The following is a 24277-nucleotide window of genomic DNA, read 5'->3' on the forward strand; positions in this document are numbered from 1 at the left end:
TCGGGGAGGCATCGCGCACGCCAATGCGAATCCTGGCAATCGAAACTGCGACAGAGGCTTGTTCGGTAGCGCTCTTCGAAGATGGCGTTCTGTTGGCAGGTGAGCACCGGATACTGGGGCGCGGTCACGCAGAGCAACTCGTCCCGATGATCGGTGCCTTACCTGATCACGGTCAGGCCGCACGCATTCTTGTATCCTTGGGTCCAGGCAGCTTCACAGGCGTTCGAATCGGAATTGCCACCGCGCGCGCGCTTGCTATTGCGTGGAATGCGGAGGTTCTGGGTTACCCGACTCTGGCGCTTGTGGCAGCGATCGGCAGGCAGTCAGAGCCCGTGCCGGTTACAGTATGTATGACCGGCGGGCACGGCGAATGGCTGGTCCAGGATTTTTCAGCTGATGGATTACCGCAAGCCGACTTTGCCTCGCTCCAGCCCGACGTGGCCACTTCACGCGGAGCGCACAAGGTTATTGTCGGCACTAAGGCCAGTGAATTGTCAACGTCCCTATCCACCGAGACTGTCGGCTCGACCGTTATTCCAGATGCCCGCAACGTTCTGACACTTCCAACAGAAGTCCTGACATCCGGGATTGCGCCGATTTACGCCCGCCCTCCTGATGCGCGCTTACCTTCATGATGGATGATGTCGATCGGATAATGGGCGTAATGGACTCTGCGTTCGATCCCCATTGGGGAGAAGCCTGGACCCGAACTCAAGTTGGAGATTCCCTCGTGTTCCCAACGACCCATTACAATCTGATCGCCAGCTCTGGCCTGGCGCCCGCAGAAGGCGAATCCGCAGTCGGCTTTACGCTTGTTCGCGCAGCTCCCGGAGAGGAGGAACTGCTACTCATCGGCGTAACTCCTGAAATGCGCGGACAGGGCCTTGGCCGAAAATTACTCGATTCGGTCGCAGATCAGGCCCGTTTAAGGAAAGCAGAACAGGTTTTTCTCGAAATGAGAGAGAATAACCCTGCTATTGATCTTTACCGCTCATTCGGCTTTTCCCCTATCGGCCGCCGAAAAAACTATTACAGAATTTCAGATGGTTCGATACTTGATGCGATCACTTTCGCTCTTCCTCTGACCTGAAAGTCGCGTATATTCCGGTGACTTAGCTCGTTAAAGCTTGGTTGAAAAACTTTACAATTAACCTTGTATTCCTCTGTAACTTATCTCACTGTTCACCTCGCGGTTGCAAAGTATAACCGGGCACCGCACTTAAATATCGATCGCAAAAAAGGGATTCCGATGGAAGATATCGAACCCGACATGACCGAGACGTTGATCACCCTCACGTCCGACATTGTCGCCGCCCACGTCAGCAACAACAACGTCTCCGTAGACGAAGTTCCGACCCTGATTACCACAGTGTATCAGGCTCTCTCGGGACTCGGAGACAATGGCCCCGCTGAAGAGGAGCGCCCCGAACCCGCCGTTTCCATTCGTTCTTCCGTCAAGAAGGATCATCTCGTTTGCCTCGAATGTGGCAAAAAAATGAAGATGTTGAAACGCCACCTGATGACCGAACACGGCTTGTCCATCGACGATTATCGGGCGCGCTGGAACCTCGGCAGCGATTATCCGATGGTCGCTCCGGACTATGCGGAAACACGCCGTGACCTCGCTAAAAAGATTGGTCTGGGTCGTAAGCCCGGCCAGAAGCGCGGCCGCAAGAAAAAGGAAACGACTGCCGCGTGATCGCGACTTGTTTCAGATGACTTGTGATAGACGCCCCGGCTCGATAAGGTTCGGGGCGTTCTATTTTTAACGGCGATACGATTTGCACCAGACGATTGACCTTGAAGCCCTGTGTTCCGAACGTGGTTTGAGAATCACCGATCAACGCCGTGTGATTGCCCGTGTGCTGTCGGAAAGCGACGATCATCCCGATGTCGAACTTCTCCATCAGCGGGCGTCGGCAATCGATCCGAAGATTTCGATCGCCACCGTCTATCGCACTGTGCGCCTGTTCGAAGAAGCGGGCATTCTAGACCGGCATGATTTCGGTGACGGTCGCGCGCGTTACGAAGCCGCTCCTGAAGCACATCACGATCACCTGATCGATGTGGAAACAGGCAAAGTGGTCGAATTTGTCGACCCCGAATTGGAAGCGTTACAGAAACAAATCGCTGAAAAACTCGGTTATCGCCTCGTCGATCATCGGATGGAGCTTTACGGTGTCCGGCTCGACCGAGACGATTGACGCCGATTCGTCGAGAGAAGCCGCAGCTCGCGGCGAAACTACTCCTATTTCCTTCGTTGGCCGCTGTCGCTTTGTCGGGCGCATTGCCGCACTTCTGGCACTGCTGTCTGTTATGGTGCCGTTGCACTATGTCTGGCGTACATTTGCCTATGGCTCCCCTATTCCGATGCTGTTTTTGCGATGGGCCGCATGGATCATCGGCGCACGCGTGAGCACAATCGGTACGCCACTACGGCGCGATGTGTTCTTTGTATCGAATCATGTGTCGTGGATCGACATTCTTGCATTGGCAGGTGCAAGTGGCACCGCGTTCGTCGCAAAATACGAACTCAGCACAGTCCCGGTAATTGGCTGGCTTTGCCGACTGAACCGGACTGTTTTCGTTCAGCGCGAAAACAGAATGGGTGTGGCCGACCAGATCAACCAATTGCGCGAAGCGCTTGCGGACAACTGGTCGGTTACCGTCTTTCCAGAAGGAACGACAACCGACGGCCAGAGCCTGTTACCATTTAAAACCAGCATGATGAGCGTGCTCGAACCACCTCCGCCCGGCGTACTCGTGCAACCGGTAGTGATGGATTATGGCGCGTTTGGTGAATGGATCGGATGGATCGGAGATGAAAGCGGCGTGAACAATGCAAAGCGACTGTTGGCCCGCGCCGGAACCTTTGAGATTCGCATTCATTTCCTGGAACCGTTCAGCCCGGAGGAATTTCGCGGAAGAAAAGCGATTGGTGCCAGAGCGCGCGCGGCAATTGAGGCGGCGTTGCTCACTACATTGGGCAAGCCTCTGCGCGAATTCAGGCACGACGTATTGCCAGTTCGCTATCATTCGCCAAAGGAGAGTGACGTTCCGCCTTTGGAATAGTGGCACAATGCCGCTATAGGCGCGCGCCATGCGTGCAACACCTCCACCCAAAACCTATCGCGTCAAAAGCTTCGGCTGCCAGATGAACGTCTATGATGGCGAACGGATGGCCGAACTACTGGCCGATCGCGGCATTGCTCCTGCTGCCGAAGGCGAAGACGCCGATCTCGTTGTGCTCAACACCTGCCATATCCGTGAGAAAGCTGCGGAGAAGGTTTATTCGGACATCGGCCGCTTGCGGAAGGCGGATGGGTCGAAACCGTTAATCGCAGTCGCCGGTTGCGTGGCGCAGGCGGAAGGCGAGGAAATCATGGCCCGTGCTCCGGCCGTAAGCATGGTGGTCGGACCGCAAGCTTATCACCGGCTGCCGGAAATGCTCGACAAGGCCGTGGCAGGCGAACGGGCAACCGATACGGACATGCCGCCCATCGCAAAGTTCGACGCCTTGCCCGCGCGTCGTCGCGCCCCACCCAGTGCCTTCCTGACTGTTCAGGAAGGGTGCGACAAGTTCTGCACATATTGCGTGGTGCCATACACACGCGGCGCGGAAATCTCCCGACCATTTGCAGACCTGATAGCCGAGGCTGAGCGATTGGTGGCCGGTGGCGCTCGTGAAATCACTTTGCTGGGGCAAAACGTCAACGCGTGGACTGGCGAAGACGATAAGGGTCGAGCCATTGGATTGGATGGACTGATCCGGGAACTGGCCAGACTGCCCGACCTCGCGCGCATTCGCTACACAACCAGCCACCCGATGGATGTAACCGACGGCCTTATTGCCGCACATGGAGAGATCGACAAATTGATGCCGTTCCTTCACTTGCCGGTACAGAGCGGATCGGACCCGATCCTGAAGGCGATGAACCGCAGTCACGATGCAGATGGTTACTTGCGCCTGCTGGAAAGGTTTCGCGCTGCGCGGCCCGACATCGCGTTAAGCGGCGATTTCATCGTCGGCTTTCCCGGTGAGAGCGAGGCCGACTTTGAGGCCACTCTGCAACTCGTCGATGCAGTGGGTTATGCTCAGGCGTTCAGTTTCAAGTATTCGCCCCGCCCCGGCACCCCAGCCGCAACTATGGCCGATCAGGTCGCGCCAGAGATAATGGACGAACGATTACAACGCCTGCAAGCTGCGCTCAATCGAGATCAGATAGCATTCAATCAGGCGAGTCTAGGAAAAACCTGCCCTGTTCTGGTAGAACGAAAAGGCAAGAAACCCGGTCAGTTGCTCGGCAAATCACCGTGGCTGCAATCTGTATGGTTCGACAGCGACGTATCGATCGGGGAAATCGTGGAGGTCGAACTTGCTGAAGCGGGGCCGAATTCGATGGCTGGTCGGGTTCGAGCGAGTGCGACGACCTAGCCGCCAAAAACCGTCGCCAGTTCTACGTGCGTAAGGGCATCGCGACCCTGTCCATCTCGCACACGAAGATCGAATGCGGCATTGCCGTTTCGTCCGGTCAAAACATCGATATTGTCAGTTGTTTGGCGACGTTCGGGTTTGAAACGCGCCTGCGTGGCGCGGGTCCAGTAAAACGCGATGACTTCCGCAGGAGGGATAGGCGTTACGAATCGCACGACACGTGCGTGACACGCACCAGAATCAACGCCAAATGCCGCCATTGTTGCGCCGCGGGGATAAACCGGCAGCTCTGGCGGCAAACGTGCCGCCCATATCGCGCCTGACGTAATCCTACCCGCACACATGGCGCCACCGGGCACGATCGCCAGATGATCTGCAGCCGATGCCCCGTCTGGCAGGCTGGTCGCACCATCACTCGCCTTGGGTACGGCCATTGACACTCCGCCCAGTATTTCGGCGGCATCCGCGCGCGCGGCTGCTATTGCTTCGGGTGTTGGGGGCAGAACAGGCAGCGCATTATTGCTGTCGATCGTGATTGCAGCCGCACCCTCATTACGGCTGGAAAGATCGGGATCGACCATGATCGGATCGTTCAGGGCCTGCATCACAGCGGGATCGGCAACAGGGCCATTGGCATCGGAAGAATCGCTCTGCCCACATGCAGTGAGCATTCCCACAATCGCAATCGCAGCAAGGCATTTGAATGTCATTTCCAAGCCGACTTAGCCTAAGCGGTGTGCAGACGAAAGAAGGCGCCCCCTGCCACGTGGACAAGAGGCGCCTTCCGCGACCCTTGGAAAGAGATCGCGCCCCAGCCGTGGGTGGGCACGGCCAAAGTTTGCTTCAAGCGAGTGTTAGCGGCAGCGGCTACTGCCGCGGTCAATTTCACGCCCCAGAATGGCACCGCCCGCGGCCCCCAGGATGGCACCCAAAGTGCGATCTCCGTTTCGACCCGCGACCTCACGTCCCAGTAGAGCCCCGCCTGCCGCACCAATCAGCAAGCCGGTGGTGCCATTGGAACGGCGACAGTAATATCGGCCGTCATTCCCACGCCAGATACGGGTGTTGTTGTATACTGGCTCGCCATAATTTGCCCGTGAGGGGTATCTGTCATAGCTACGGTAGCGGTTATCGTAACTGCGATAGCGATCATGACCGCGCCCACGGTTCCAATGCTTGCTGCGCTTGTACTTCTTCCGGCTGTGTTCGAAGCTCATATCACCGAAAGGCGATGCTGCCGCATAGGTTGCGGACTCGACGTGGGCGGCAGGAGCCGCCATCACGGGAGTCGCACATACAAGACCCGAGACTGAGAGCGCCATCGCCACTGTCTTGAGTTTCGGTATCTGCATCGGGAGTTCCTTTCCGTTTCTCTGTGTCCGAATTGACCGGGAGGCCGAGTGGAGTCCATCCGTCACATTCATACTTACACGCCTTTTTATGAACGATCGGCAACTGCGTTGTAAGGTTGGTAGAAAAGCTGGGTCGGACCCAATCAACTGTCGCGAGCAAAGCACGACCGGTCGCTTGTCGGTGACACCACAGCGGAGTACGGCGGGATTGTTATGAGTTCCTCCACGCCATCCTCAGTGCAGTCAGGTTTGCCCGCAGCGTTGGGGGCGTACCTTATATGGGGATTTCTACCGCTCTACCTGATTCTGGTACAATCCGTTCCAGCAGTGGAATTCGTTGCCTGGCGGATCGTGTGGACATTGCCGCTGTGCCTGTTGATCGTCACCGTTCGTCGCCAGTGGCCCGAGATTTCGGCAGCATTGCGAAGCCCGCGGGTGCTTGCGATCCTTGCTGTAAGCGCCGTGCTGATCGCACTGAACTGGCTGACGTACGTATGGGCGATTCAACATGGACATGTCTTTGCCGCGAGCTTGGGATATTACATCAATCCGCTGGTCAATGTTCTGCTCGGCACTGCTCTTCTGGGTGAAAAGTTATCGCGCAGGCAATGGGTTGCGGTTGCCCTCGCCGCTTGCGGGATTGCTTTGCTTGTGGCCGGGGCGCTCACGACACTCTGGATCAGCCTGACGCTGGCGTTAAGCTTTAGCATCTACGGCTTGCTACGCAAACAAGTGCAGGTCGGCGCACTGCCCGGTTTGACGATTGAATCCGCCATCTTGCTGGTCCCGGCGCTGGCCACAACCGCATGGTTCGCGCAAACACCACAGGGATCATCGTTCGGAGGCGATTGGCGCTTAAGCCTGTTGATCGTACTGGGCGGAGTGGCGACCGCGCTGCCCCTGTGGATGTTTGCCACGGCCGCCCGCCGGATGAGCTATTCGACGCTGGGATTTGTTCAGTACCTCGCCCCTTCGATCGTATTCGTGCTAGGGCTGACCGTATTCCATAAACCGCTGGAACCGGTTCAACTCGCCTGCTTCATCCTGATCTGGAGTGCGATTGCGATATTCGTGTGGGATTTATGGTCGCGCAGCCGAGCGGAAAAGCCCGCTGCGCTATAAGATTGCCGACTTGAGAGCGGACACTTACTTGAGAGCGGACACTTACAAGTGCTCTGCCAATGAACGGCGCCCTATAACGAAGGAAGGTGCGCCGCCGACAGATCAGTTTGCCGCTACCCCTCGCCCATAGTGCGGATAATGCCTGAAAAATCGACTGTGCTATTTCCGGAGGCATCGAAGGCTTCATAAAGCTCCTTCGCCCGCGCACCCATCTTCGGATCCACGCCAGCGATGGCTGCGGCATCCATTGCCAGTTTCAAATCCTTCAGCATCAATCCGGTGGCGAACCCACCTTGATAGCCACTGTCCGCCGGGCTTTGCGGACCAACGCCGGGCAACGGGCAATAGCTTGTCATCGACCAACACTGGCCGGACGAAACACTGGAAATATCATAGAATGTCTGCGGATCGAGGCCGAGCTTCTGCGCCATAGTGAAGGCTTCGCAAGTGCCGATCATATGAATGCCCAGCAGCATGTTGTTGCAGATTTTCGCCGCCTGCCCATTTCCAGCCTGACCGGCGTGAATCACCGCCTTGCCCATCGCTTCGAGGACAGGTTTCGCACGTATGAAGGCTTCATCGGTGCCGCCGACCATAAACGTCAGTGTGCCGCCGTTAGCCGCTGCGATTCCACCGGAAACGGGGGCATCGACCATCGCATAACCGCCTGCTTCGGCCTGTGCGATCACTTCACGCGCGCTGGCGACATCAATGGTGGAACAATCAAGAAACACCGCACCTTGCGGCGCATGACCAATCACATCGTTGCCATACACCGCCTTCACGATAGCGCCATTGGGCAGCATCGATACGACTGCGTCGACACCGGCAACCGCCTCTTTCGCATCGGAAAAAGTTCTGCAGCCGTTTTCGCGCGCGGCAGCAAGGGCAGTATCTGCAAGGTCGAAGGCGCGGATTTCGTGCCCTGCTTTCGCAAGGTTGGCGGCCATGCCGCCCCCCATGTTGCCGAGGCCGATGAATGCGATTTTCATGTTACTCTCCCAACCCAATCCTTTGACAGACAGGGATTTTTTACTGACATTTCCGGGGCGCTTACCGCCCCTTCCACTGCCCTTCCCGCTTCTCGATGAACGCAGCCATGCCTTCGGCCTTGTCTTCGGTGGCAGTAAGTATCTGGAAAATACGGCGTTCCATCACCAACCCCTGATCGAGCGTGGTTTCGAACGCCGCGTTCACCATCTCCTTGTTCGCGACAGTGGCCATCGGCGGCATCGCGGCGATGGCAGTGGCGGTTTTCAGCGCTTCATCCAACAGCGTATCGTGCGGCACGACGCGCGCCACCAGCCCGCTACGCTCTGCCTCTTCCGCGCCCATCATCCGGCCAGTCAGGCACATTTCCATAGCCTTAGCCTTGCCGACCGCGCGGGTCAGACGTTGGCTGCCGCCCATGCCGGGGGCCACGCCCAGCTTGACTTCGGGCTGGCCGAATTTGGCGTTTTCGCTCGCGATGATAAAGTCCGCCATCATCGCCAGTTCGCATCCGCCACCGAGAGCGAAGCCGTTGACCGCGGCAATCCATGGTTTGCGGGTCGTTTTGACCAAGTGACTGGTCCAGCGGGAGAAAAAGTCTTCGTTGTAGAAATCGGCAGCGGGCTTATCCGCCATTTCCTTGATATCCGCCCCGGCAGCGAAGGCCTTGTCGCCCGATCCGGTGAGGACAGCGCAGCGCTGGCCAGCATCGGCCTCATACGCGGCGAATGCCGAAACCAGATCTTCCAGCACCTGACTGTTCAGTGCATTCAATGCCTTAGGGCGATTGAGGGTGATCAGCGTAACCGCATCACGGTGTTCGACGGTGATGGTTTCGTAAGTCATAGGGGCTTCCATTCTTCATCGGCGGGCAGAGGGGCGAAAATGCTGTCGATCAACTCCCCCTTCACCTCCTTAACTGTCGCGGGATTCCATTTTGGATCGCCAGTTTTATCAACGATTACAGCACGTACGCCCTCAGCGAAGTCAGGGCGGAGGAGTACACGACTGGCAATTCGGTACTCCATTGTCATATTGGCGGCGAAATCTGTCAGGTAACTGCTCTCTTTCAACTGACGCAGCGCCACCTTGCAGGTTTGCGGGCTTTTCGTGGCCAGCGTCTCGCGTTCCTTGGCCGCCCACTCGCTGTCATCGGCTTCGAGGCTGGCGAGGATGTCTTCCAGACAATCCGATGCAAAATGCTTTGCAATCCGATCCGCGTTGCCCGCGATCCGCGCTTCTGGCGGCGCAATGGAAAGCTCGGCCAGAATACCCTCAACCCGATCGGGATGTTCGACAATCCACGCCTTGGCTTCGGCCAGCTTGTCGCTGGGCAGGTAATGCGTGGCCAGTCCGGCCCACAGGCATTCCGCCCCATCGAGCCGCGCGCCGGTCAGCGCGAGGAATTGCCCAAGCCGACCGCTGAGACGGGAGAGATACCATCCGCCGCCAACATCGGGGAACAGGCCGATGCCCGTTTCCGGCATAGCGAAGCGAGTATTTTCGGTGGCCACGCGATATTTCGCAGGCATGCTGATACCGACCCCGCCACCCATCGTGATGCCATCCATAAAGGCGACGATCGGCTTGGCATATTCGAACATCTGGTGATTGAGCTGATATTCGTCGTGGAAGAACGCCCGACCGCTGACACCGCCGTCGTTCAGCGCCGAATTCCGCAGCAGGTTGATATCGCCCCCGGCACAGAACCCGCGCCCTTCGGCATGGTCGAGCAGGACAACCTCCACTGCATCGTCGCTCGCCCATCTGGACAATGCCACACTCATCGCGTGGCACATGTCGAGCGTGAGCGCATGCAGCGCTTTGGGCCGGTTGAGCGAGATGTGCCCCGCCTTGCCGTGGGTGTGAATATGGACTTCGCCAGTCATGATATCGCTCATCACCGCAACATGTCCCGGCCAACGATCATACGCATGACCTGGTTGGTCCCTTCCAGAATCGAATGGACCCGCAGATCGCGCCAGAACCGTTCGATGGGATAATCTTTCAGATAGCCATAACCGCCGAACAGTTGCAGCGCATCGTTGACGACTTTGCTGCCGGTGTCGGTCGCCAGTCGTTTGGCCATCGCGGAAAAGCGGGTCTTGTCCGGCGCGCCTTCAGTGACCTTCGCCGCCGCCAGATAGAGCAGCGCCCGCGCCGCCTCCAATTCGGTGGCCATGTCGGCCAGCATGAACTGCGTATTCTGGAAATCGGCAATCGATTGGCCGAATTGCTGACGATCCTTGGTATAGGCCACCGCTTCGTCGAGACACCGCTGTGCCCCGCCCAGACTGCACGCACCGATGTTAAGGCGCCCGCCGTCAAGCCCGGCCATCGCGAAGCGGAATCCTTCTCCTTCATCCCCGACCCGGTTGGCCACCGGCACGCGGCAATCTTCGAATATCAATTGCGCGGTGGGCGAGGCATTCCAGCCCAGCTTGTTTTCCGGCGTACCAAAGCTGAGGCCCGGCGTATCTTTCTCGATCACAAGGCAAGTGATACCTTTCGCCTTGTGTTCCCCCGTGCGGACCATCACGACATAGATGTCGTTGAAGCCGCCGCCGGAAATGAACTGCTTGGTGCCGTTGAGCACATAGTGGTCGCCGTCGATCCGGGCCGATGTTTTCAGCGCGGCCGCGTCCGATCCGCTGCCCGGTTCGGTCAGGGCATAGCTGGCGATGTGTTCCATCGTCACCAGTTTGGGCAGATAGCGCGCCTTGAGCTCATCCGACCCGTATGTGTCGATCATCCAGCTCGCCATATTGTGAATCGAGACATAGGCGCTGGTCGCCGGACAGCCATAGGCCATCGCTTCCATAATCAGCGCCGCTTCCAGCCTGCCGAGGGCGATGCCGCCGCTCGCTTCGCTGACATAGATCGCGCCAAAACCGAGTTCCCCGGTTTTCTGGATCACATCGCGCGGAAAGTGATGCTTCTCGTCCCATTCCGCCGCGAAAGGTGTGATGTTATCGGCGGTGAACTTGCGCGCCATATCCTGAATGGCGAGCTGATCATCGGTAAGGGCAAATTGTCCTGTCATTCCTGGCTCCTTTGGCAGCGCGGCCTTGGCACCCCACTGGGCACCAAGGCAAGCGCGCCGCCATGAGAAATCAACCCATCGTCGGAATGACGAACGCGTTGCTGCCGTCGCCGCCGCCGTCAGGCCAGCGCTGAGTCACGGTTTTCACCTTGGTCCAGAATTTCATCCCTTCGGTGCCATACTGGTTGGTGTCGCCAAATGCGCTGCGCTTCCACCCGCCAAAGCTGTGATAGCTGACCGGAACCGGGATCGGCACATTGATGCCGACCATCCCGACATTGACCCGTGCGGCGAATTCACGCGCAGCATGGCCATTGCGGGTAAAGATCGCGACACCATTGCCGTACTGGTGTTTGCTCGGCAGGCTCAGAGCTTCCTCGAAATCCTTTGCGCGCACGATCTGAAGCACAGGACCGAAGATCTCTTCCTTGTAGCTTTCCATATCGGTGGTGACATTGTCGATCAGCGTCGGGCCAACGAAGAACCCCTTTTCGTGCCCTTGCAGGGAGAAACCGCGACCGTCGATCACGATCTCTCCGCCTTCCTTCTCCGCGGTGTCGATCCACTGTTCGACGCGCGCCTTGTGTTCGGCGGTCACGACAGGGCCATAATGCGCTTCCGGATCGGTCGATACGCCTACACGCAGCGCTTCGATCGCAGGGATCAGCCTGGCCTTCAGCCGTTCGGCGGTATCGTCGCCCACGGGCACCACGACCGGCAAAGCCATGCAGCGCTCGCCTGCCGAACCGAAGGCGGCGCCGGTCAGATCGTTGACCACCTGATCCAGATCGGCATCGGGCATCACGATGCCGTGGTTCTTGGCCCCGCCCATCGCCTGCACCCGCTTGCCGTTATCGACCCCGCGTTTGTACACATAATGCGCGATGTCGCTCGACCCGACGAAGCTGACTGCCGCGATATCGGGGTGGTCGAGGATCGCATCGACCATTTCCTTGTCCCCATGCACGCATTGCAGCAATCCGTCGGGCGCGCCCGCTTCCAGAAACAGTTCGACCAGTCGCACCGGCACACTGGGGTCACGCTCGCTGGGCTTGAGGATGAAGGCGTTGCCGCAGGCAATCGCCATGCCGAACATCCACATCGGGATCATCGCCGGAAAATTGAACGGCGTGATGCCCGCGCCGATGCCGAGCGGCTGACGCATCGAATACACATCGATGCCCGGCCCCGCACCGATGGTATATTCGCCCTTCTGCACTTGCGGGATGCCGCAGGCATATTCGATCACTTCCAGCCCGCGCTGCACATCGCCCTTTGCATCGTCGATCACTTTGCCGTGTTCGCTCGACAGCAGGCGGGCGAGATCGTCCATGTTCGCTTCAATCAGTTCCTTGTAACGAAACATCACCCGCGCGCGTTTTTGCGGGTTGGTCATTGCCCATTCGGGCTGAACTTTCTTCGCCGCTTGCACCGCGCGGTCGAGCAGCGCGGCATCGCCAAGCGCGACCTTTGCCTGCACTTCGCCGGTCGATGGGTTGTACACATCCTTTGTACGGCCGGTGGCGACGCCAGGGCCGCCAACGATGAGATGATCGATATCGCGCATGAAACTCTCCTCAAGTTAGGCGACGGAGTGACATTCGGCAAAGATGCAGACAATATCCAATATTGCAGCTATCACCTGCAATTATGCACGATCTAAATTGGAACGACGTGCGGGTATTCCTCGCCGTGGCCGAGGCGGGCCAGATCGGACGGGCAGCACAGGCCCTGCGGGTCGATCCCACTACACTCAGCCGCCGGTTGCGCCGTCTGGAGCAGCATCTGGAAATATCGCTGTTCGAACGCACGCGTGAGGGGCAGGTTCTGACCGAAGCAGGCGAAGTGCTGCTGTCGAAGGCGGAAACGATGGCCCATGCGGCGGGTTCGATCGATGCCGTGCTGGGGCCGCATACCGGCCTCAGCGGCAGTTTGCGCCTCAGCGTATCGGAAGGGTTCGGCAGCCAGTTCCTCACCCCCTATCTGGTGGAATTCGCGCGCACCCACCCCAACCTGACGCTGGAACTGGTGGCCAACAGCGGTTTCCTCAGCCCGTCGCGGCGCGAAGCGGATATCGCAGTCATGCTGTCCCGCCCCAAGGCGGGGCCGGTGCTGTGCCGCAAACTGGCCGATTACGCGCTGATGCTCTACGCCAGCCCGGATTACCTGCGGCGCAACGGGGTGCCACGCGATACCGCCGATCTGGCGAGCAATCACATGCTGATCAGCTATGTCCCCGATCTGCTCTATGCGCCGGAACTGAACTACCTCGACGAATTCCATACCGGGCTGACGGCGCGCCTGCGATCCTCCAGCATCAACGCGCAACACCGCCTGATTGCGGAGGGTGCCGGGATCGGTGTGTTGCCCCGCTTTATTGGCGAGGCAAGCGACGAACTGGTGCCGGTGTGCCCTGACCGGGCCATTACCCGCAGCTTCTGGGTCGTCACTCACCGCGACACCCAGAACCTCGCGCGGGTGCGGGCGGGCAAGGAATGGCTGCTCGAATGCGTCGAGGCTGGACGAGACCGCCTGATGCCGTGCTAAAGGCGATCGCGCAAACAAGGAGAGCAAAGCAATGGCAGGTTTGTGGTTCGAACAGTTTTCGGTCGGTCAGGTGTTCGACCACGAAATCCGCCGCACGGTGCTGGAAGCGGACAACATGTGGTTTTCCGCGCTGACGTATAACCCGGCGCAACTGCACATCGATCATGCCTATGCGGAACAGACCGAATTTGGCCGCCCGCTGGTCAATTCGCTTTTCACGCTGGGGCTGGTGATCGGCCTGACCGTGCAGGATACCACGCTGGGCACAACGGTCGCCAACCTTGGCATGAATGACACGACATTCCCCAAACCTGTATTCGCAGGTGACACGATCCGCGCCCGCACCACTGTGATGGAACTGCGCGAAAGCAAGAGCCGCCCACGCCAGGGCATCGTCACGTTCGAACATCTGGGCCTGAATCAGCACGACGATGTGGTGTGCCGCACCCTGCGCGGCGCGCTGATGCACAAATCGCCTCACTGATACCGTGTACCGACGTTGCCCCGGTCGGGTGGTCGGGGTGATCGAACTCACGAAGCGAATTCAGCGGTAAAATCAACACGGGGCGTAAGCTTGCCCTCTTCGCTGCGCTATAGCCCCGATGGCAACCGCGATGGATGAGTTCAAATATCCCTTACTGCTTTTACTCTTCCAAAGCTCCCCATACTTGCCGATTCGACTTCGCCTGACCGGAACCACGCCAGTATAATTACAATAACTATGATGAATTTGCTGAATATCAGATATATACGCACCCCATATCCCGCCTATAATTTAAGTAATTATACCATAGTATCCCCGCTACATCGGGAGTTGACATTAAGCATCATATTTACCTCCTAAATATATGTTTTATATATCTTAATTATATCATTTATGCGGCCTGATTTTCGTTGTGAGAAGGTTGCGGTTAACGATTAGATAAGAGTATTCTTCAAAAGCACCGCCTAGATCGGCGGCATGAAAAAGTCGTCGATTCGCCACCTGACCTCGTGCACTATCCTTGCCGGGGGTTTTCTGCTTGCATCCACCCCTGCGACCGCCGCGGGCGTTATTGCAGGCACCTTGATCGAAAATACCGCCTCCGCCAGCTACACCACTGGCAACACCTCCAAGACGATCGAATCCAACAAGGTTACCATTAAGATCGATGAGGTGCTGGATGTAGCGGTGGCGTCGCTCGACAGCAGTGCTGTAACGATCAGCGAGTCGAACGTCCTCACATTTGCGGTAACCAATACCGGTAACGGGCCGGAGGCGTTCACCCTCACCGCCGATCCCGCAATAGCGGGGAATGATTTCGATGCGGCAGTGACCAGCCTTGCTATCGATACAAATGACAACGGGATTTACGATGCAGGTGTCGATACGCTTGTGATCAATGGTGGTGCATCACCATCAATCGATGCCGATGCAACGTTGAAGGTATTCATACTGGTGAATTCGCCTTCAGGGGCGAGTGATGGCCAGAGCAGTCAGGTAAAACTGACCGCCGCAGCCACAACCGGCACCGGCACTCCGGGCACGACTTTCCCCGGCGCAGGCACCGATGGCAGCGATGCAGTCGTCGGCAGCTCGGGCGCGACGGACTTTGCTCAGGGAACGCTCGTTGCCAGCGTGGCGACTGTCGCACTGGTCAAATCCGCAACCGTGACCGATCCATTCGGCGGCAGTCAGGCCGTTCCGGGCGCGACAATCAGGTATGAAATCGTAGCGACCGTTTCCGGCAGCGGATCGATCGGTCCGCTGACAATCACCGATGCGATCCCCGCCTCCACAACATATCAGGCCGGATCGCTCAAACTCGGCACTACCGCTTTGACGGATGCCGCAGACAGTGACGCCGGGAGCGCTTCCGAGACAGGCATTTCGGTCGACACCGGCACGGTAGCCGCTGGCGAGAGCCGCACCGTCGAGTTCGCCGTTAAAATTAATTAATCAAGGTATTTCATGATGGTAAAACATCTTCTTCTGGCGCTCTCTTGTGCCATTGCGACACTATTTCCGCTCCATTCGGCACAGGCTGCCGGCAAGGTCGCGCTCACCGGCGATGTGAAAGTCGTGCGGATGGTCGGACAAAGTGGGGCAGAAAAAGAAACTCTCTCCGAACCGACAAAGGTCGTGCCTGGAGACAAGCTCGTTTTCACTACGCATTACAGCAATGACACGGGCGAAGAAGTCGACGATTTTGTCATCACCAATCCGATCCCCGAACAAGTCACACTGTCCGAAGAAGGTGATTTCACGGTCTCTGTCGATGGCGGCAAAAACTTCGGCCAATTGGCGGCGCTAAGCACGAAAGCGAGCGACGGCACGGCCGGGGCCGCCACGCTGAACGATGTGACCCATATCCGGTGGGCGCTGCCCAAACTGAAACCTGGCGCGACCGGGTCTGTCAGATTTTCCGCTGTCATTCGCTGACGGCTGAACCACACCCTCGGTTCGCGGGTGTTTCAAGCGAACTGTGATATAAGGAAAACTCAATGAAGCGCTCTTTGAAGGGCCTGGGTGCTGCGAGCATCGTGGCGTTGGCGGCTGTCGCCAGTCCTGCATTTGCCGCCGGCACCCAATCAGGCACGACAATCACCAACATCGTGACGGTGAACTATAAGGTCGGCGGCATTAACCAGACAGCCGAAGAAGCGTCCGACACATTGACTGTGGACCGCAAGGTGAACCTGACCGTTGCCGAAAACGGGAATACCACCACACAGGTTTCACCCGGGCAAACCTCGGCTGTAACGGCTTTTACCGTCACCAACACGTCAAACGACACGCTCGATCTGGGTCTCGAAGTCTCCCAGCTTTCGGGGGGATCGGCCGCGCATGGCGGAATGGACACTTTCGACGTCACCAACCTCAAGATGTATCTGGATGTTAACGGTGATGGCTTGCTGGATGATGGCGATACGCTGATCACCACCGGCTACCTCGATGAAGTGGCGCCCGATACCAATATCAAGGTTCTGGTCGTGGGGGATATTCCAGTGACCCCCGAAACCGGCGATGTCGCGGGTGTGCGGCTCACCGCCACCGCTCTGGCAGGCGGCAGTGCAGGATCGCAGGGTGCGGTTCTCACAGAAACGACCGGCGCCAACACCAGCGGTGTCGACACCGTCTTCGTCGACACCAACGCGAACGGCAATATCGCGCGCGACGGCAAAGATTTCGCGACGGACGATTACACCGTTCTGGCGGCCGCGCTTACCGCTGTGAAGTCGAGCAGGGTTATTTCAGATCCGCAAAATGGCACCAGCGATCCAAAGGCTATTCCCGGTGCAGTCATTCAGTATTGCATCGCCATCACCAATGCTGTCGGCAGCGCAACTGCAACGAATGTTGTGGTAACTGACCCAGTGCCGACTGGCCTGACTTTCGTACCGGGCTCGATTCACGTCAACGGGACAGTGCACAGCTCCGGTGTATGTCAGGGCGATGGCTCTGCAGGTGGCGACTATACCGGCACCACGGTGACAGGACCGCTTACCGACCTTGCGGCGGGTCAAACCCGTACCGTCGTATTCCAGGCAACTGTCGACTGAAAGTAACCGTGCCGGGGCTGAAATGCCCCGGCCGGACTGGCCAATGCATATTTTCCGAACCCTCTCGAAAGCAGCAGCATCGCTGATCACAGCGATGCTCCTATCTGTCTGCCTGCCCTCTGCGCTGGCGCAAACAGTTCACAACACGGCATATGCACACTGGCCGGAAGGCAAGGTCACGCGCACGACCACGTCGAATACCGTAACGACCGAGATTATTCCGTCAAAGCTAAAGCTTTCAACATATCGCCCGACAAAGACGGGCGGAGATCCGCTGGTAGTGCAGCCGTCGCTCTGCAAGAGCGAGCCGCTGGTGCTATTCGAAAGCAACGGGCAAGGCGCAACCACGATCTCTGCACAGGTGACGTCCGAATTCCGGATCGGCGAAGTCCTCGTTATCAACGTCAGCGCGCCCGCCGCCAACCTGAACCACAATGCGGTAGACAGCCTGGTTGCCACGCTTACGACACCTGGTGGCGACGAAGAAGTTTTGGAGATTTTTGAAACCGGAAACGATACCGGCACATTTACCGGAGCGATCCGCACGCGCAGCATTTCGTCTGCGTTGACCTCCGGCGACTGTAGATTGAGCGTTACTTCGGGTGAGAAGATCACAGTCGCTATTGGTGCGAAGACCTCGAATGATCCATTGGCGACTACGCTTGTTGGCGTCTTGTCCGATCCATTTGGCTTTGTGGTGGATAGCGACACAGGCAAACCGGTTTCCGGCGCCCGCGTCACCCTGATCGACCAAACTACCGGACTTCCCGCAACAGTTCTGGCGGAAGATGGGGTAACGTCGTGGCCTTCTTCGGTCATCTCCGGAAAGGCAATTACCGATGGCGCCGGAGATACATACCAAAGCGAGCCGGGCGAATACCGCTTCCCATTAGTTCCGGCTGGCACTTATCGCCTGAAGGTCGAACCACCTGCGCCGTATTCCGGCCCGACAGAGATGCGGCCTGAATATCTTAAGGGGCTAAGCCGCCCAACCGGCGCGCCACTGGTCATCGTTGACGGATCGTTTGGCAAGCCGTTCCAGCTTGCATCCACTGCCCCTGTTCAAGTCGATATTCCGGTGGACTGGCCGAGCACGGCCGCTGCGATCACCAAGACAGCATCGCGCAGCATCGCTCAACCCGGAGACGCATTGCTTTACACCGTCAATGTCCGCAATCAGGATTCTTCGCGCACCAAGTCAGATGTCATACTGACAGATCGGCCGTCCGAATTTCTACGTTTGCGACCGGAAACGATCAGGATTGATGGCGAAACGCCCGATCCCTCCGCAGTAACCATCGCGCCAGATGGCAGCCAGCTCACAATCGCGGTCCCGACGATGGGCCCGTCAGAGGTGGTGAAAGTAACATACGCGATGACTGTACGAAGCGATGCCCCGGCCGGCCAAGTCATCAACCGCGCGATTGTAACAGATAATCGCGGCGGTCGCGCAGAAGCCGACACAGCGGTCAAAGTTGAACGCGACAACATTGCATCGCGTATGACAATCGTTGGCCGCATTACAGCAGGCGACTGTTCAGTCCTGCGCGATCGGCGCGGCATCCCCGGTGTGCGCGTAATGATGGAAGACGGCAGCTTCGCAATTACCGATGGCGACGGGCGCTATCACTTTGAAGGCGTAGTGCCCGGAACCCATGTCGTTCAGGCGCAAGGACAGACTTTGCCGAACAGCGGCCGTTTCATCGATTGCGATCGCTCCACTCAATCTGCCGGCAGCGCAACCTCGCGCTTCGTCACAGGCCAAGGCGGCAGTCTGGTCGTTGCCGATTTCACAGCAGACGTGCCGGGGTGGCCGCAGCCTGACGAAGAACCTGAGGCGACAGCCCCCTCCTCGACCAACGATTCAGCCGGTGTGCCTGAACCGACATCCGCAACGGACAGCGCTGCCCCAACCGATCAGCAGGCAGCGGGTGCCGACACAGACTGGCTGGCAATTGGTGATGGTCCGACCGAATTCCTGTTCCCAGAAGTGGATCACAACCCGCGGGCACCCTCGATCCGCGTCGTAATTCGCCATCGGGCCAATGAAGCGGTTGAATTGATGGCCAATGGCAAGCCAGTCGATAAATATGCTCTGGATGGAACAAAGGTGTCTGCCACGGAAACCTACGCCGTCACGATCTGGCGCGGAATTCCGCTGGGGCAGGAAACCACTCACCTCACTGCAGTTGTCCGCCGCAGCGACGGCTCTGTCGCAACCGAGCTTAGTCGCGACGTCGCCTTCGTTTCGGCCCCGTGGGATGCCGAACTCGTAACCGAACGCTCGCACCTGGTGGCGGACGGCAAAAGCCGCCCCACGATCGCCGTGCGGCTGACTGATCGGCAAGGCCGCCCGGTACGTTCGGGTGTATCGGGCAGCGTCACTATCAACGCCCCTTATCAAAGCGCCGCGATGCTTGATCAGATGCAGCTTCGCCAACTCACAGGTCAAGGCACCGCTTCGCCAAACTGGGTGATTGAGGGCGACGACGGCATTGCGCTGATCGAACTCGCGCCAACGATGGTCAGCGGCCCCCTCCATCTATCGTTCAATTTCACCGACCGCGACATCTCGCGCCAGCGGGAACTGGATGGATGGATCGTGCCCGGCGATCTCGACTGGACGGTGATTGGCCTTGTCGAAGGATCGCTCGGCGCAAAATCAATCGCCGACAACATGGAACGCACCGGCCGTTTTGACAGCGATCTGGGCGATGATGCCCGTGTTGCGTTTTATGCCAAAGGCCGCGTTCTGGGCCGCTTTCTGGTCACGCTGGCATACGACAGCGCCAAACAGAAGGACGATCAGCGCCTGTTGGGGACGATCGATCCGAACGCCTATTACACCGTTTATGCCGATGGCAGCGACCGGCAATTCGATGCATCGAGCCGTGAAAAGCTCTACCTGCGGATCGAAACAGCGACATTCTATGCGCTCTATGGCGATTTCATGACCGGGTTCGACCAGACGGTGCTGGGTCGCTACCAGCGAACCGCGACGGGTGCGAAGGCAGAGGGACGCTTTGGCGCGCTGCATGCACAGGGCTTTGCCGCTGAAATCGCAACCCGTTATACGCACGACGAAATTCAGGGCAACGGCCTGACCGGCCCCTATCGTCTCAGCAACCGCAATATCATCGTGAATTCGGAACGGGTCGCTATCGAGGTGCGCGATCGTCTGCGTTCTGAAATCGTGATCAGGCGTCAGGAACTGACCCGCTATATCGATTACGATATCGACGTGCTGGCCGGAACGATCAGCTTTAAAGAACCGGTTCTGAGTCGCGATTTCGACCTCAATCCGCAATTCATCGTCATCGATTACGAAGTCGACGATACCAGTGGGAATTCCGCCATGAATGCCGGCGTCCGCGCCGATTACACCATTGGCGGAGATATACTGCGGATCGGCGTAACCGGCCTTACCGACAAAGGTGATGGGGACCGCACCGATCTTGGCGCAATCGATCTTCGTGCCCGTTTCAACGGCACCACTGAAATTCGAGCGGAATATGGGGCCAGCCGCACTGCGAACACAAATGCCAGCGCATGGCTGATCGAAGCGGAACACCGCACCGGCGATCTCGACGTGCTGGCATATGCACGCTCGCTCGACAGTGATTATGGCACCGGCCAACAAACCGGAGCAGAACTTGGGCGTCGCAAATTCGGCATCGATGCCCGCTATGCATTTACGGAGCGCCTCTCTCTCACGGGCAGCGTCTGGCACGACGATAGCCTCGCGGACGACAGCAGCCGTCAGGCGGCAGAGATCACCGCCGGATACCGTACTGACAACAGCGAGATGCGCCTTGGTCTCGCACATATGGCTGACACTCTGACGGATGGCACCCACGCCAAATCCACTTTGCTCGAAGGCGCTCTTTCGCACCACCTGCTTAATAACAAACTTGAAGTCAGCGCATCGACCAGCATTGCCATCGACAAGGATGAATCGATTGATTTGCCCACCCGCCATCGCCTGCTGGCCCGCTATGCACTGACGCAGTGGCTCCGCCTTGTCGGCAGCTACGAAATCACCGAAAGCGATACGATCAAAGCCCGTACGTTCAACGGCGGTGTCGAAGTGAGCCCCTGGCAAGGTTCCCGCATACTTGGCACGCTTGGACAACAGGATATTTCCGAACAGGGCAAGCGCACATATGCTGCCTTTGGAATGGCGCAGAACCTGCCTGTTACGCGCACACTTTCCGTCAATGCCACTGTCGACGGTAATCGAACCCTGGTCGGCGGCGATCTCTCACGCCTTCCGAACGACGGTTACCCCGCATCAAGCGGGGGGCGCCTCGATAGCGACGGCGCTCAGTTCGAAGACTTTACAGCGATAACTCTGGGCACATCGTGGCGCGATGGCCCATGGGCTGCGACGACCCGTGGGGAATACCGCGATGCGGAATTCTCTACCCGCAAGGGGCTCACAGCCGGTTTGTTGCGGCAGTTGAGCGAAGGTGTCGTGGTCGGTTCGGGCTTCACATGGACACGCGCTGAGGGAGTTGGGGGAACCAGCACCCAGGTGATGGATGCCGCCGTATCCCTGGCCTACCGTCCGGCGGAATCGGAAGTCGCCATGCTTGGGAAGCTGGAATATCGCAGCGACATCGTAGAAAATGCCATAGAAGGCGATGCTGGAATGGCTGGAACAACAGCCCTTACCGTCAATGGTAATGCCCGCTCACAGCGACTGCTCGCCAGTCTCTCAACCAATTGGACGCCGTATCAGCACGACAATGGGCGCCTTATCCGCCGCACAGAAGTCGGCCTGTTCATTGGCACACGTTACAACTTCGATCGGTTCGACAGCATTGATGTGGGCAGCACGACATTTCTTGGAGGGCTTGATGCCCGGTTTGGAGTTGGAGATTACCTCTCGATTGGCGGCAGCGCGACCATTCGGACCAGCCTCGACGATGCCAGCACAACTTTCTCGTTTGGGCCACAGATCGGTCTGGTTCCGACAAAAGATGCGCTGATCTCAATTGGATACAATATCACCGGGTTTCGCGATCACGACTACTCGGCAGCGCGAAATACCGATCAGGGGTTCTATGCCTCTATCCGGATGAAGTTTGATCCCGACAGCTTCTCCTTCCTCGGCCTCGGGCGGGACCAATGACCTTTATGCGTAATATTCAATCGCTGGCCGCGTTCCTATTGGTAACGCTCGCCGCTCTGATGCCTTCCACCGCGTCGGCCCAGTCCAGCACCGTGCACTGGTCAACCGCGGGGGTAGGTAATGGCAAAAAGATGCCCAACCCCGCCACAACAATCGCGAGCGATGGGACAAGCGTTGCGCTGAATTACACCACAACAACCAACGGCGGCTCTTTCGTGCCCGTCTATGACAATTCGTTTCTTACGTATTCGTCAGGGCGTTTCGGAAGTGGCACCGGGGGTGTTTTGATCGCATTTGATAACGATAGCTGGGATCCTGCCGACAAAGTCGTAACCACAATTACACTCGGTCGTGCCGTGACTGGATTGAGTTTTTCGATCAACGATATCAACCGCGGCGTCGGCTCTGCTGGTTCGTGGGGCACAACATTTCGTGATGTCGTCATGGTCGAATACGACACGGGAAGCGGATCCTTCCAAAGCATCACAAATAGCTCTTCGCTTTGGTCGGCGGGAAGCGCCATCACGCAAAAGGGATCGACTTTCATCGGCGAACAAACCTCTGATCAAACCTCGACCAGCGGCACACTTGATCTCCACTTTGGCAATGTTTCTGTAAAACGGATCCGGATCACCTTTAACAGCGACACATCCGGCTGGTTCGATGTCGCTCAACCTGATAGTCAGCAGATTGCTATCTCTGCCCTCGCCTTCGACGCACCGGGTGCGGATCTGTCTCTCAGAAAAACGCGCGTTTCAGATATTCCAACGAATGGTGGATCGGTTACCTGGCGCCTCACTGTCAGCAACTCTTCAAGCTCATCACTTTCAGCAAGCGGCGTTACAGTAAAAGACTATCTTCCCGCAGGTTTTACTTTCTCTTCCGCCAGCGGGACGGGAACCTTTGATCCGCAGAGCAATGTCTGGCGTGTCGGGAATCCAATCGCACCGGGACAAGACGTATCGCTGGATATCACCGGCACAATCAATGCCACGCCCGGTGCACCGATTACCAATTACGCTGAAATCATAACCAGCAACGCGCCGGATAGCGATTCCACACCTGGTAACGGCGTAACCACCGAGGACGATTACGCGAGCATCACGTTTACCGTGGCTGGAACACGGACAGCTGGCATAGCTCCCGCTCTCACCTGCCCGGCGGGCTCCGTCCTGTTCGATTGGGACTCGAAGAGTTGGGCAGCGGGGAGCACCAACAATTTTTTCCAGCTCGATGTAATCGGCCCAATCGGTTTCCAGATTTCCAATCCCGGGAATTGGCTGAGCGATCGAGCGTATGGCGGACAAGCGCCTATTCTGCAAACGAGCAGCAACGGTGGCAAGACCGGCGAACGCTTATTGTTCGAATGGGTTGACTTGCCCAATCGAAACGCACGGGTCGTGACGCAAATCACTTTGCCTACGGTTATGCGAGGCGCACAATTCATGATTGCCGATGTCGACTACTGGAACGGCCAATTCGCTGACTACGTCGAAGTTGAAGGGCTGTATCAGGGGGCCACAGTCATCCCCACGCTAACCAACGGTGCCACCAATTATGTAATTAGCAACAGTGCTTATGGAGATGGATTATCTTCTGATGGTGCAGCTGACGGCAATGTCATTGTGACATTCGACCAGTCGATCGATCAGATAATCTGAACCGCCCCGGGATTGTCGGAGGCCCTAACTCCTGAGAGGAAGGGTCTACGATGAGCAAGACGACGAACAAGTTTGCACCGGAAGTTCGCGAGCGGGCAGTCCGCCTGGTTCTGGACCAAGAGAGCGAGCATCCATCCCGGTGGGCAGCGATCACATCCATAGCGGCGATGATTGGCTGTTCAGGGCACACGTTGCTGGAGTGGGTGAAGAAAGCCGAGGTGAACAGCGGCAAGCGTGCCGGCGTACCGGTGGAGGTTGCAGACAAGCTGAAGGCGCTGGAACGCGAGAACCGCGAGCTGCGCCAGGCCAACGAGATCCTGCGCAAGGCCTCTGCATATTTTGCCCAGGCGGAGCTCGACCGCCCGTTCAAGCGATGACCAGCTTCATTGATGAGCATCGGGGTGAGTATGGGGTCGAGCCGATCTGCCGGGTTCTGCCGATCGCCCCATC

Annotated in this window: 20 protein-coding genes, 2 pseudogenes and 1 other annotated feature; of the genes and pseudogenes, 15 read left to right on the plus strand and 7 right to left on the minus strand. The window is 57.9% G+C overall.

Annotated features, from left to right (window positions below; genetic code table 11):
* Nucleotides 1–23: 23 nt before the first annotated feature.
* From tsaB to miaB, 6 genes are all read left to right on the plus strand, one after another.
* Nucleotides 24–635: a tRNA (adenosine(37)-N6)-threonylcarbamoyltransferase complex dimerization subunit type 1 TsaB gene (gene tsaB, locus D6858_RS12840; RefSeq protein ID WP_120111195.1), complete on the plus strand. Its 612-nt coding sequence runs from the start codon at nt 24–26 to the stop codon at nt 633–635.
* Nucleotides 632–1090 (plus strand): GNAT family N-acetyltransferase, encoded by a 459-nt coding sequence (locus D6858_RS12845; RefSeq protein ID WP_120111198.1) that lies wholly within the window; start codon nt 632–634, stop codon nt 1088–1090. The genes tsaB and D6858_RS12845 overlap by 4 nt, the downstream gene beginning before the upstream one ends.
* A gap of 159 nt (nt 1091–1249) precedes the next feature.
* Nucleotides 1250–1699 (plus strand): Ros/MucR family transcriptional regulator, encoded by a 450-nt coding sequence (locus tag D6858_RS12850; RefSeq protein ID WP_120111200.1) that lies wholly within the window; start codon nt 1250–1252, stop codon nt 1697–1699.
* An 82-nt stretch (nt 1700–1781) separates the two neighbouring features.
* Entirely contained in the window at nt 1782–2204 is a 423-nt protein-coding gene (locus D6858_RS12855) for a Fur family transcriptional regulator (protein WP_102156215.1), read from the plus strand.
* On the plus strand, nt 2179–3072 hold the full coding sequence (locus D6858_RS12860) for a lysophospholipid acyltransferase family protein (protein ID WP_120111203.1): 894 nt from the start codon (nt 2179–2181) through the stop codon (nt 3070–3072). The genes D6858_RS12855 and D6858_RS12860 overlap by 26 nt, the downstream gene beginning before the upstream one ends.
* Before the next feature lie 28 nt (nt 3073–3100).
* Entirely contained in the window at nt 3101–4435 is a 1335-nt protein-coding gene (gene miaB / locus D6858_RS12865) for a tRNA (N6-isopentenyl adenosine(37)-C2)-methylthiotransferase MiaB (RefSeq protein ID WP_120111207.1), read from the plus strand.
* Here the strand turns inward: miaB and D6858_RS12870 are convergent.
* On the minus strand, nt 4432–5145 hold the full coding sequence (locus tag D6858_RS12870) for a hypothetical protein (protein WP_165859704.1): 714 nt from the start codon (nt 5143–5145) through the stop codon (nt 4432–4434). The genes miaB and D6858_RS12870 overlap by 4 nt on opposite strands.
* Nucleotides 5146–5289: 144 nt before the next feature.
* On the minus strand, nt 5290–5787 hold the full coding sequence (locus tag D6858_RS12875; RefSeq protein WP_225081313.1) for a glycine zipper 2TM domain-containing protein: 498 nt from the start codon (nt 5785–5787) through the stop codon (nt 5290–5292).
* Nucleotides 5788–6000: 213 nt separating this feature from the next.
* Here D6858_RS12875 and rarD point away from each other — a divergent pair, with 213 nt between their 5' ends.
* Nucleotides 6001–6909 carry an EamA family transporter RarD gene (rarD, locus tag D6858_RS12880; protein ID WP_120111213.1) on the plus strand — a complete coding sequence of 303 codons (909 nt, stop codon included), beginning with the start codon at nt 6001–6003 and terminating at the stop codon, nt 6907–6909.
* A 113-nt stretch (nt 6910–7022) separates the two neighbouring features.
* Here the strand turns inward: rarD and mmsB are convergent, their stop codons facing one another.
* The 5 genes from mmsB to D6858_RS12905 all read right to left on the minus strand — a co-directional run bounded on the left by mmsB (nt 7023) and on the right by D6858_RS12905 (nt 12509).
* Nucleotides 7023–7901, minus strand: coding sequence for a 3-hydroxyisobutyrate dehydrogenase (gene mmsB / locus D6858_RS12885; protein WP_120111217.1), 879 nt, complete (start codon nt 7899–7901; stop codon nt 7023–7025).
* Nucleotides 7902–7962: 61 nt separating this feature from the next.
* Nucleotides 7963–8745 (minus strand): enoyl-CoA hydratase-related protein, encoded by a 783-nt coding sequence (locus tag D6858_RS12890; protein WP_120111300.1) that lies wholly within the window; start codon nt 8743–8745, stop codon nt 7963–7965.
* Nucleotides 8742–9788, minus strand: coding sequence for an enoyl-CoA hydratase/isomerase family protein (locus D6858_RS12895; RefSeq protein WP_120111298.1), 1047 nt, complete (start codon nt 9786–9788; stop codon nt 8742–8744). Before D6858_RS12895 ends, D6858_RS12890 begins: the two co-directional genes overlap by 4 nt.
* Nucleotides 9789–9799: 11 nt before the next feature.
* Nucleotides 9800–10942, minus strand: a complete 1143-nt coding sequence (locus D6858_RS12900) for an acyl-CoA dehydrogenase family protein (RefSeq protein ID WP_120111220.1) — start codon at nt 10940–10942, stop codon at nt 9800–9802.
* Between the two features lie 70 nt (nt 10943–11012).
* Nucleotides 11013–12509: a CoA-acylating methylmalonate-semialdehyde dehydrogenase gene (locus D6858_RS12905; RefSeq protein WP_120111222.1), complete on the minus strand. Its 1497-nt coding sequence runs from the start codon at nt 12507–12509 to the stop codon at nt 11013–11015.
* Between the two features lie 83 nt (nt 12510–12592).
* Here D6858_RS12905 and D6858_RS12910 point away from each other — a divergent pair, with 83 nt between their 5' ends.
* The 8 genes and pseudogenes from D6858_RS12910 to D6858_RS12945 all read left to right on the plus strand — a co-directional run.
* The gene (locus D6858_RS12910; protein WP_120111225.1) at nt 12593–13489 is read left to right on the plus strand and encodes a LysR family transcriptional regulator; all 897 of its coding nucleotides are present in this window, start codon (nt 12593–12595) and stop codon (nt 13487–13489) included.
* Nucleotides 13490–13508: 19 nt separating this feature from the next.
* Nucleotides 13509–13973, plus strand: a pseudogene (locus D6858_RS12915) (MaoC family dehydratase); the annotation flags it as partial.
* 477 nt (nt 13974–14450) lie between these two features.
* Complete coding sequence (locus D6858_RS12920) at nt 14451–15428, plus strand: DUF11 domain-containing protein (RefSeq protein ID WP_120111227.1); 978 nt, start codon at nt 14451–14453, stop codon at nt 15426–15428.
* Between the two features lie 12 nt (nt 15429–15440).
* Complete coding sequence (locus D6858_RS12925; RefSeq protein ID WP_120111231.1) at nt 15441–15911, plus strand: hypothetical protein; 471 nt, start codon at nt 15441–15443, stop codon at nt 15909–15911.
* Nucleotides 15912–15973: 62 nt separating this feature from the next.
* Nucleotides 15974–17032, plus strand: coding sequence for a DUF11 domain-containing protein (locus D6858_RS12930; protein WP_120111234.1), 1059 nt, complete (start codon nt 15974–15976; stop codon nt 17030–17032).
* 94 nt (nt 17033–17126) lie between these two features.
* Nucleotides 17127–22166: a DUF11 domain-containing protein gene (locus tag D6858_RS12935; protein ID WP_120111303.1), complete on the plus strand. Its 5040-nt coding sequence runs from the start codon at nt 17127–17129 to the stop codon at nt 22164–22166.
* Nucleotides 22163–23827, plus strand: coding sequence for a DUF11 domain-containing protein (locus tag D6858_RS12940; protein ID WP_120111236.1), 1665 nt, complete (start codon nt 22163–22165; stop codon nt 23825–23827). The genes D6858_RS12935 and D6858_RS12940 overlap by 4 nt, the downstream gene beginning before the upstream one ends.
* Before the next feature lie 50 nt (nt 23828–23877).
* Nucleotides 23878–24277, plus strand: a pseudogene (locus D6858_RS12945) (transposase); the annotation flags it as partial.
* Nucleotides 24159–24275 (plus strand) — a sequence feature (AL1L pseudoknot). It overlaps the preceding pseudogene by 117 nt.

This window comes from Tsuneonella suprasediminis (genome assembly GCF_003605755.1).
Taxonomy (GTDB): Bacteria; Pseudomonadota; Alphaproteobacteria; order Sphingomonadales; family Sphingomonadaceae; genus Tsuneonella; species Tsuneonella suprasediminis.

Excerpts from the sequence above, each read along its gene's own strand:
- D6858_RS12850 (WP_120111200.1), top strand. The coding sequence starts at position 1,250 with ATGGAAGATATCGAACCCGACATGACCGAGACGTTGATCACCCTCACG.
- mmsB (WP_120111217.1), bottom strand. The coding sequence starts at position 7,901 with ATGAAAATCGCATTCATCGGCCTCGGCAACATGGGGGGCGGCATGGCC.
- tsaB (WP_120111195.1), top strand. The coding sequence starts at position 24 with ATGCGAATCCTGGCAATCGAAACTGCGACAGAGGCTTGTTCGGTAGCG.
- D6858_RS12890 (WP_120111300.1), bottom strand. The coding sequence starts at position 8,745 with ATGACTTACGAAACCATCACCGTCGAACACCGTGATGCGGTTACGCTG.
- D6858_RS12875 (WP_225081313.1), bottom strand. The coding sequence starts at position 5,787 with ATGCAGATACCGAAACTCAAGACAGTGGCGATGGCGCTCTCAGTCTCG.
- miaB (WP_120111207.1), top strand. The coding sequence starts at position 3,101 with ATGCGTGCAACACCTCCACCCAAAACCTATCGCGTCAAAAGCTTCGGC.
- D6858_RS12925 (WP_120111231.1), top strand. The coding sequence starts at position 15,441 with ATGATGGTAAAACATCTTCTTCTGGCGCTCTCTTGTGCCATTGCGACA.
- D6858_RS12910 (WP_120111225.1), top strand. The coding sequence starts at position 12,593 with ATGCACGATCTAAATTGGAACGACGTGCGGGTATTCCTCGCCGTGGCC.
- D6858_RS12870 (WP_165859704.1), bottom strand. The coding sequence starts at position 5,145 with ATGACATTCAAATGCCTTGCTGCGATTGCGATTGTGGGAATGCTCACT.
- D6858_RS12905 (WP_120111222.1), bottom strand. The coding sequence starts at position 12,509 with ATGCGCGATATCGATCATCTCATCGTTGGCGGCCCTGGCGTCGCCACC.
- D6858_RS12900 (WP_120111220.1), bottom strand. The coding sequence starts at position 10,942 with ATGACAGGACAATTTGCCCTTACCGATGATCAGCTCGCCATTCAGGAT.
- D6858_RS12895 (WP_120111298.1), bottom strand. The coding sequence starts at position 9,788 with ATGACTGGCGAAGTCCATATTCACACCCACGGCAAGGCGGGGCACATC.
- D6858_RS12930 (WP_120111234.1), top strand. The coding sequence starts at position 15,974 with ATGAAGCGCTCTTTGAAGGGCCTGGGTGCTGCGAGCATCGTGGCGTTG.
- D6858_RS12845 (WP_120111198.1), top strand. The coding sequence starts at position 632 with ATGATGGATGATGTCGATCGGATAATGGGCGTAATGGACTCTGCGTTC.
- D6858_RS12920 (WP_120111227.1), top strand. The coding sequence starts at position 14,451 with ATGAAAAAGTCGTCGATTCGCCACCTGACCTCGTGCACTATCCTTGCC.
- D6858_RS12940 (WP_120111236.1), top strand. The coding sequence starts at position 22,163 with ATGACCTTTATGCGTAATATTCAATCGCTGGCCGCGTTCCTATTGGTA.
- rarD (WP_120111213.1), top strand. The coding sequence starts at position 6,001 with ATGAGTTCCTCCACGCCATCCTCAGTGCAGTCAGGTTTGCCCGCAGCG.
- D6858_RS12935 (WP_120111303.1), top strand. The coding sequence starts at position 17,127 with ATGCTCCTATCTGTCTGCCTGCCCTCTGCGCTGGCGCAAACAGTTCAC.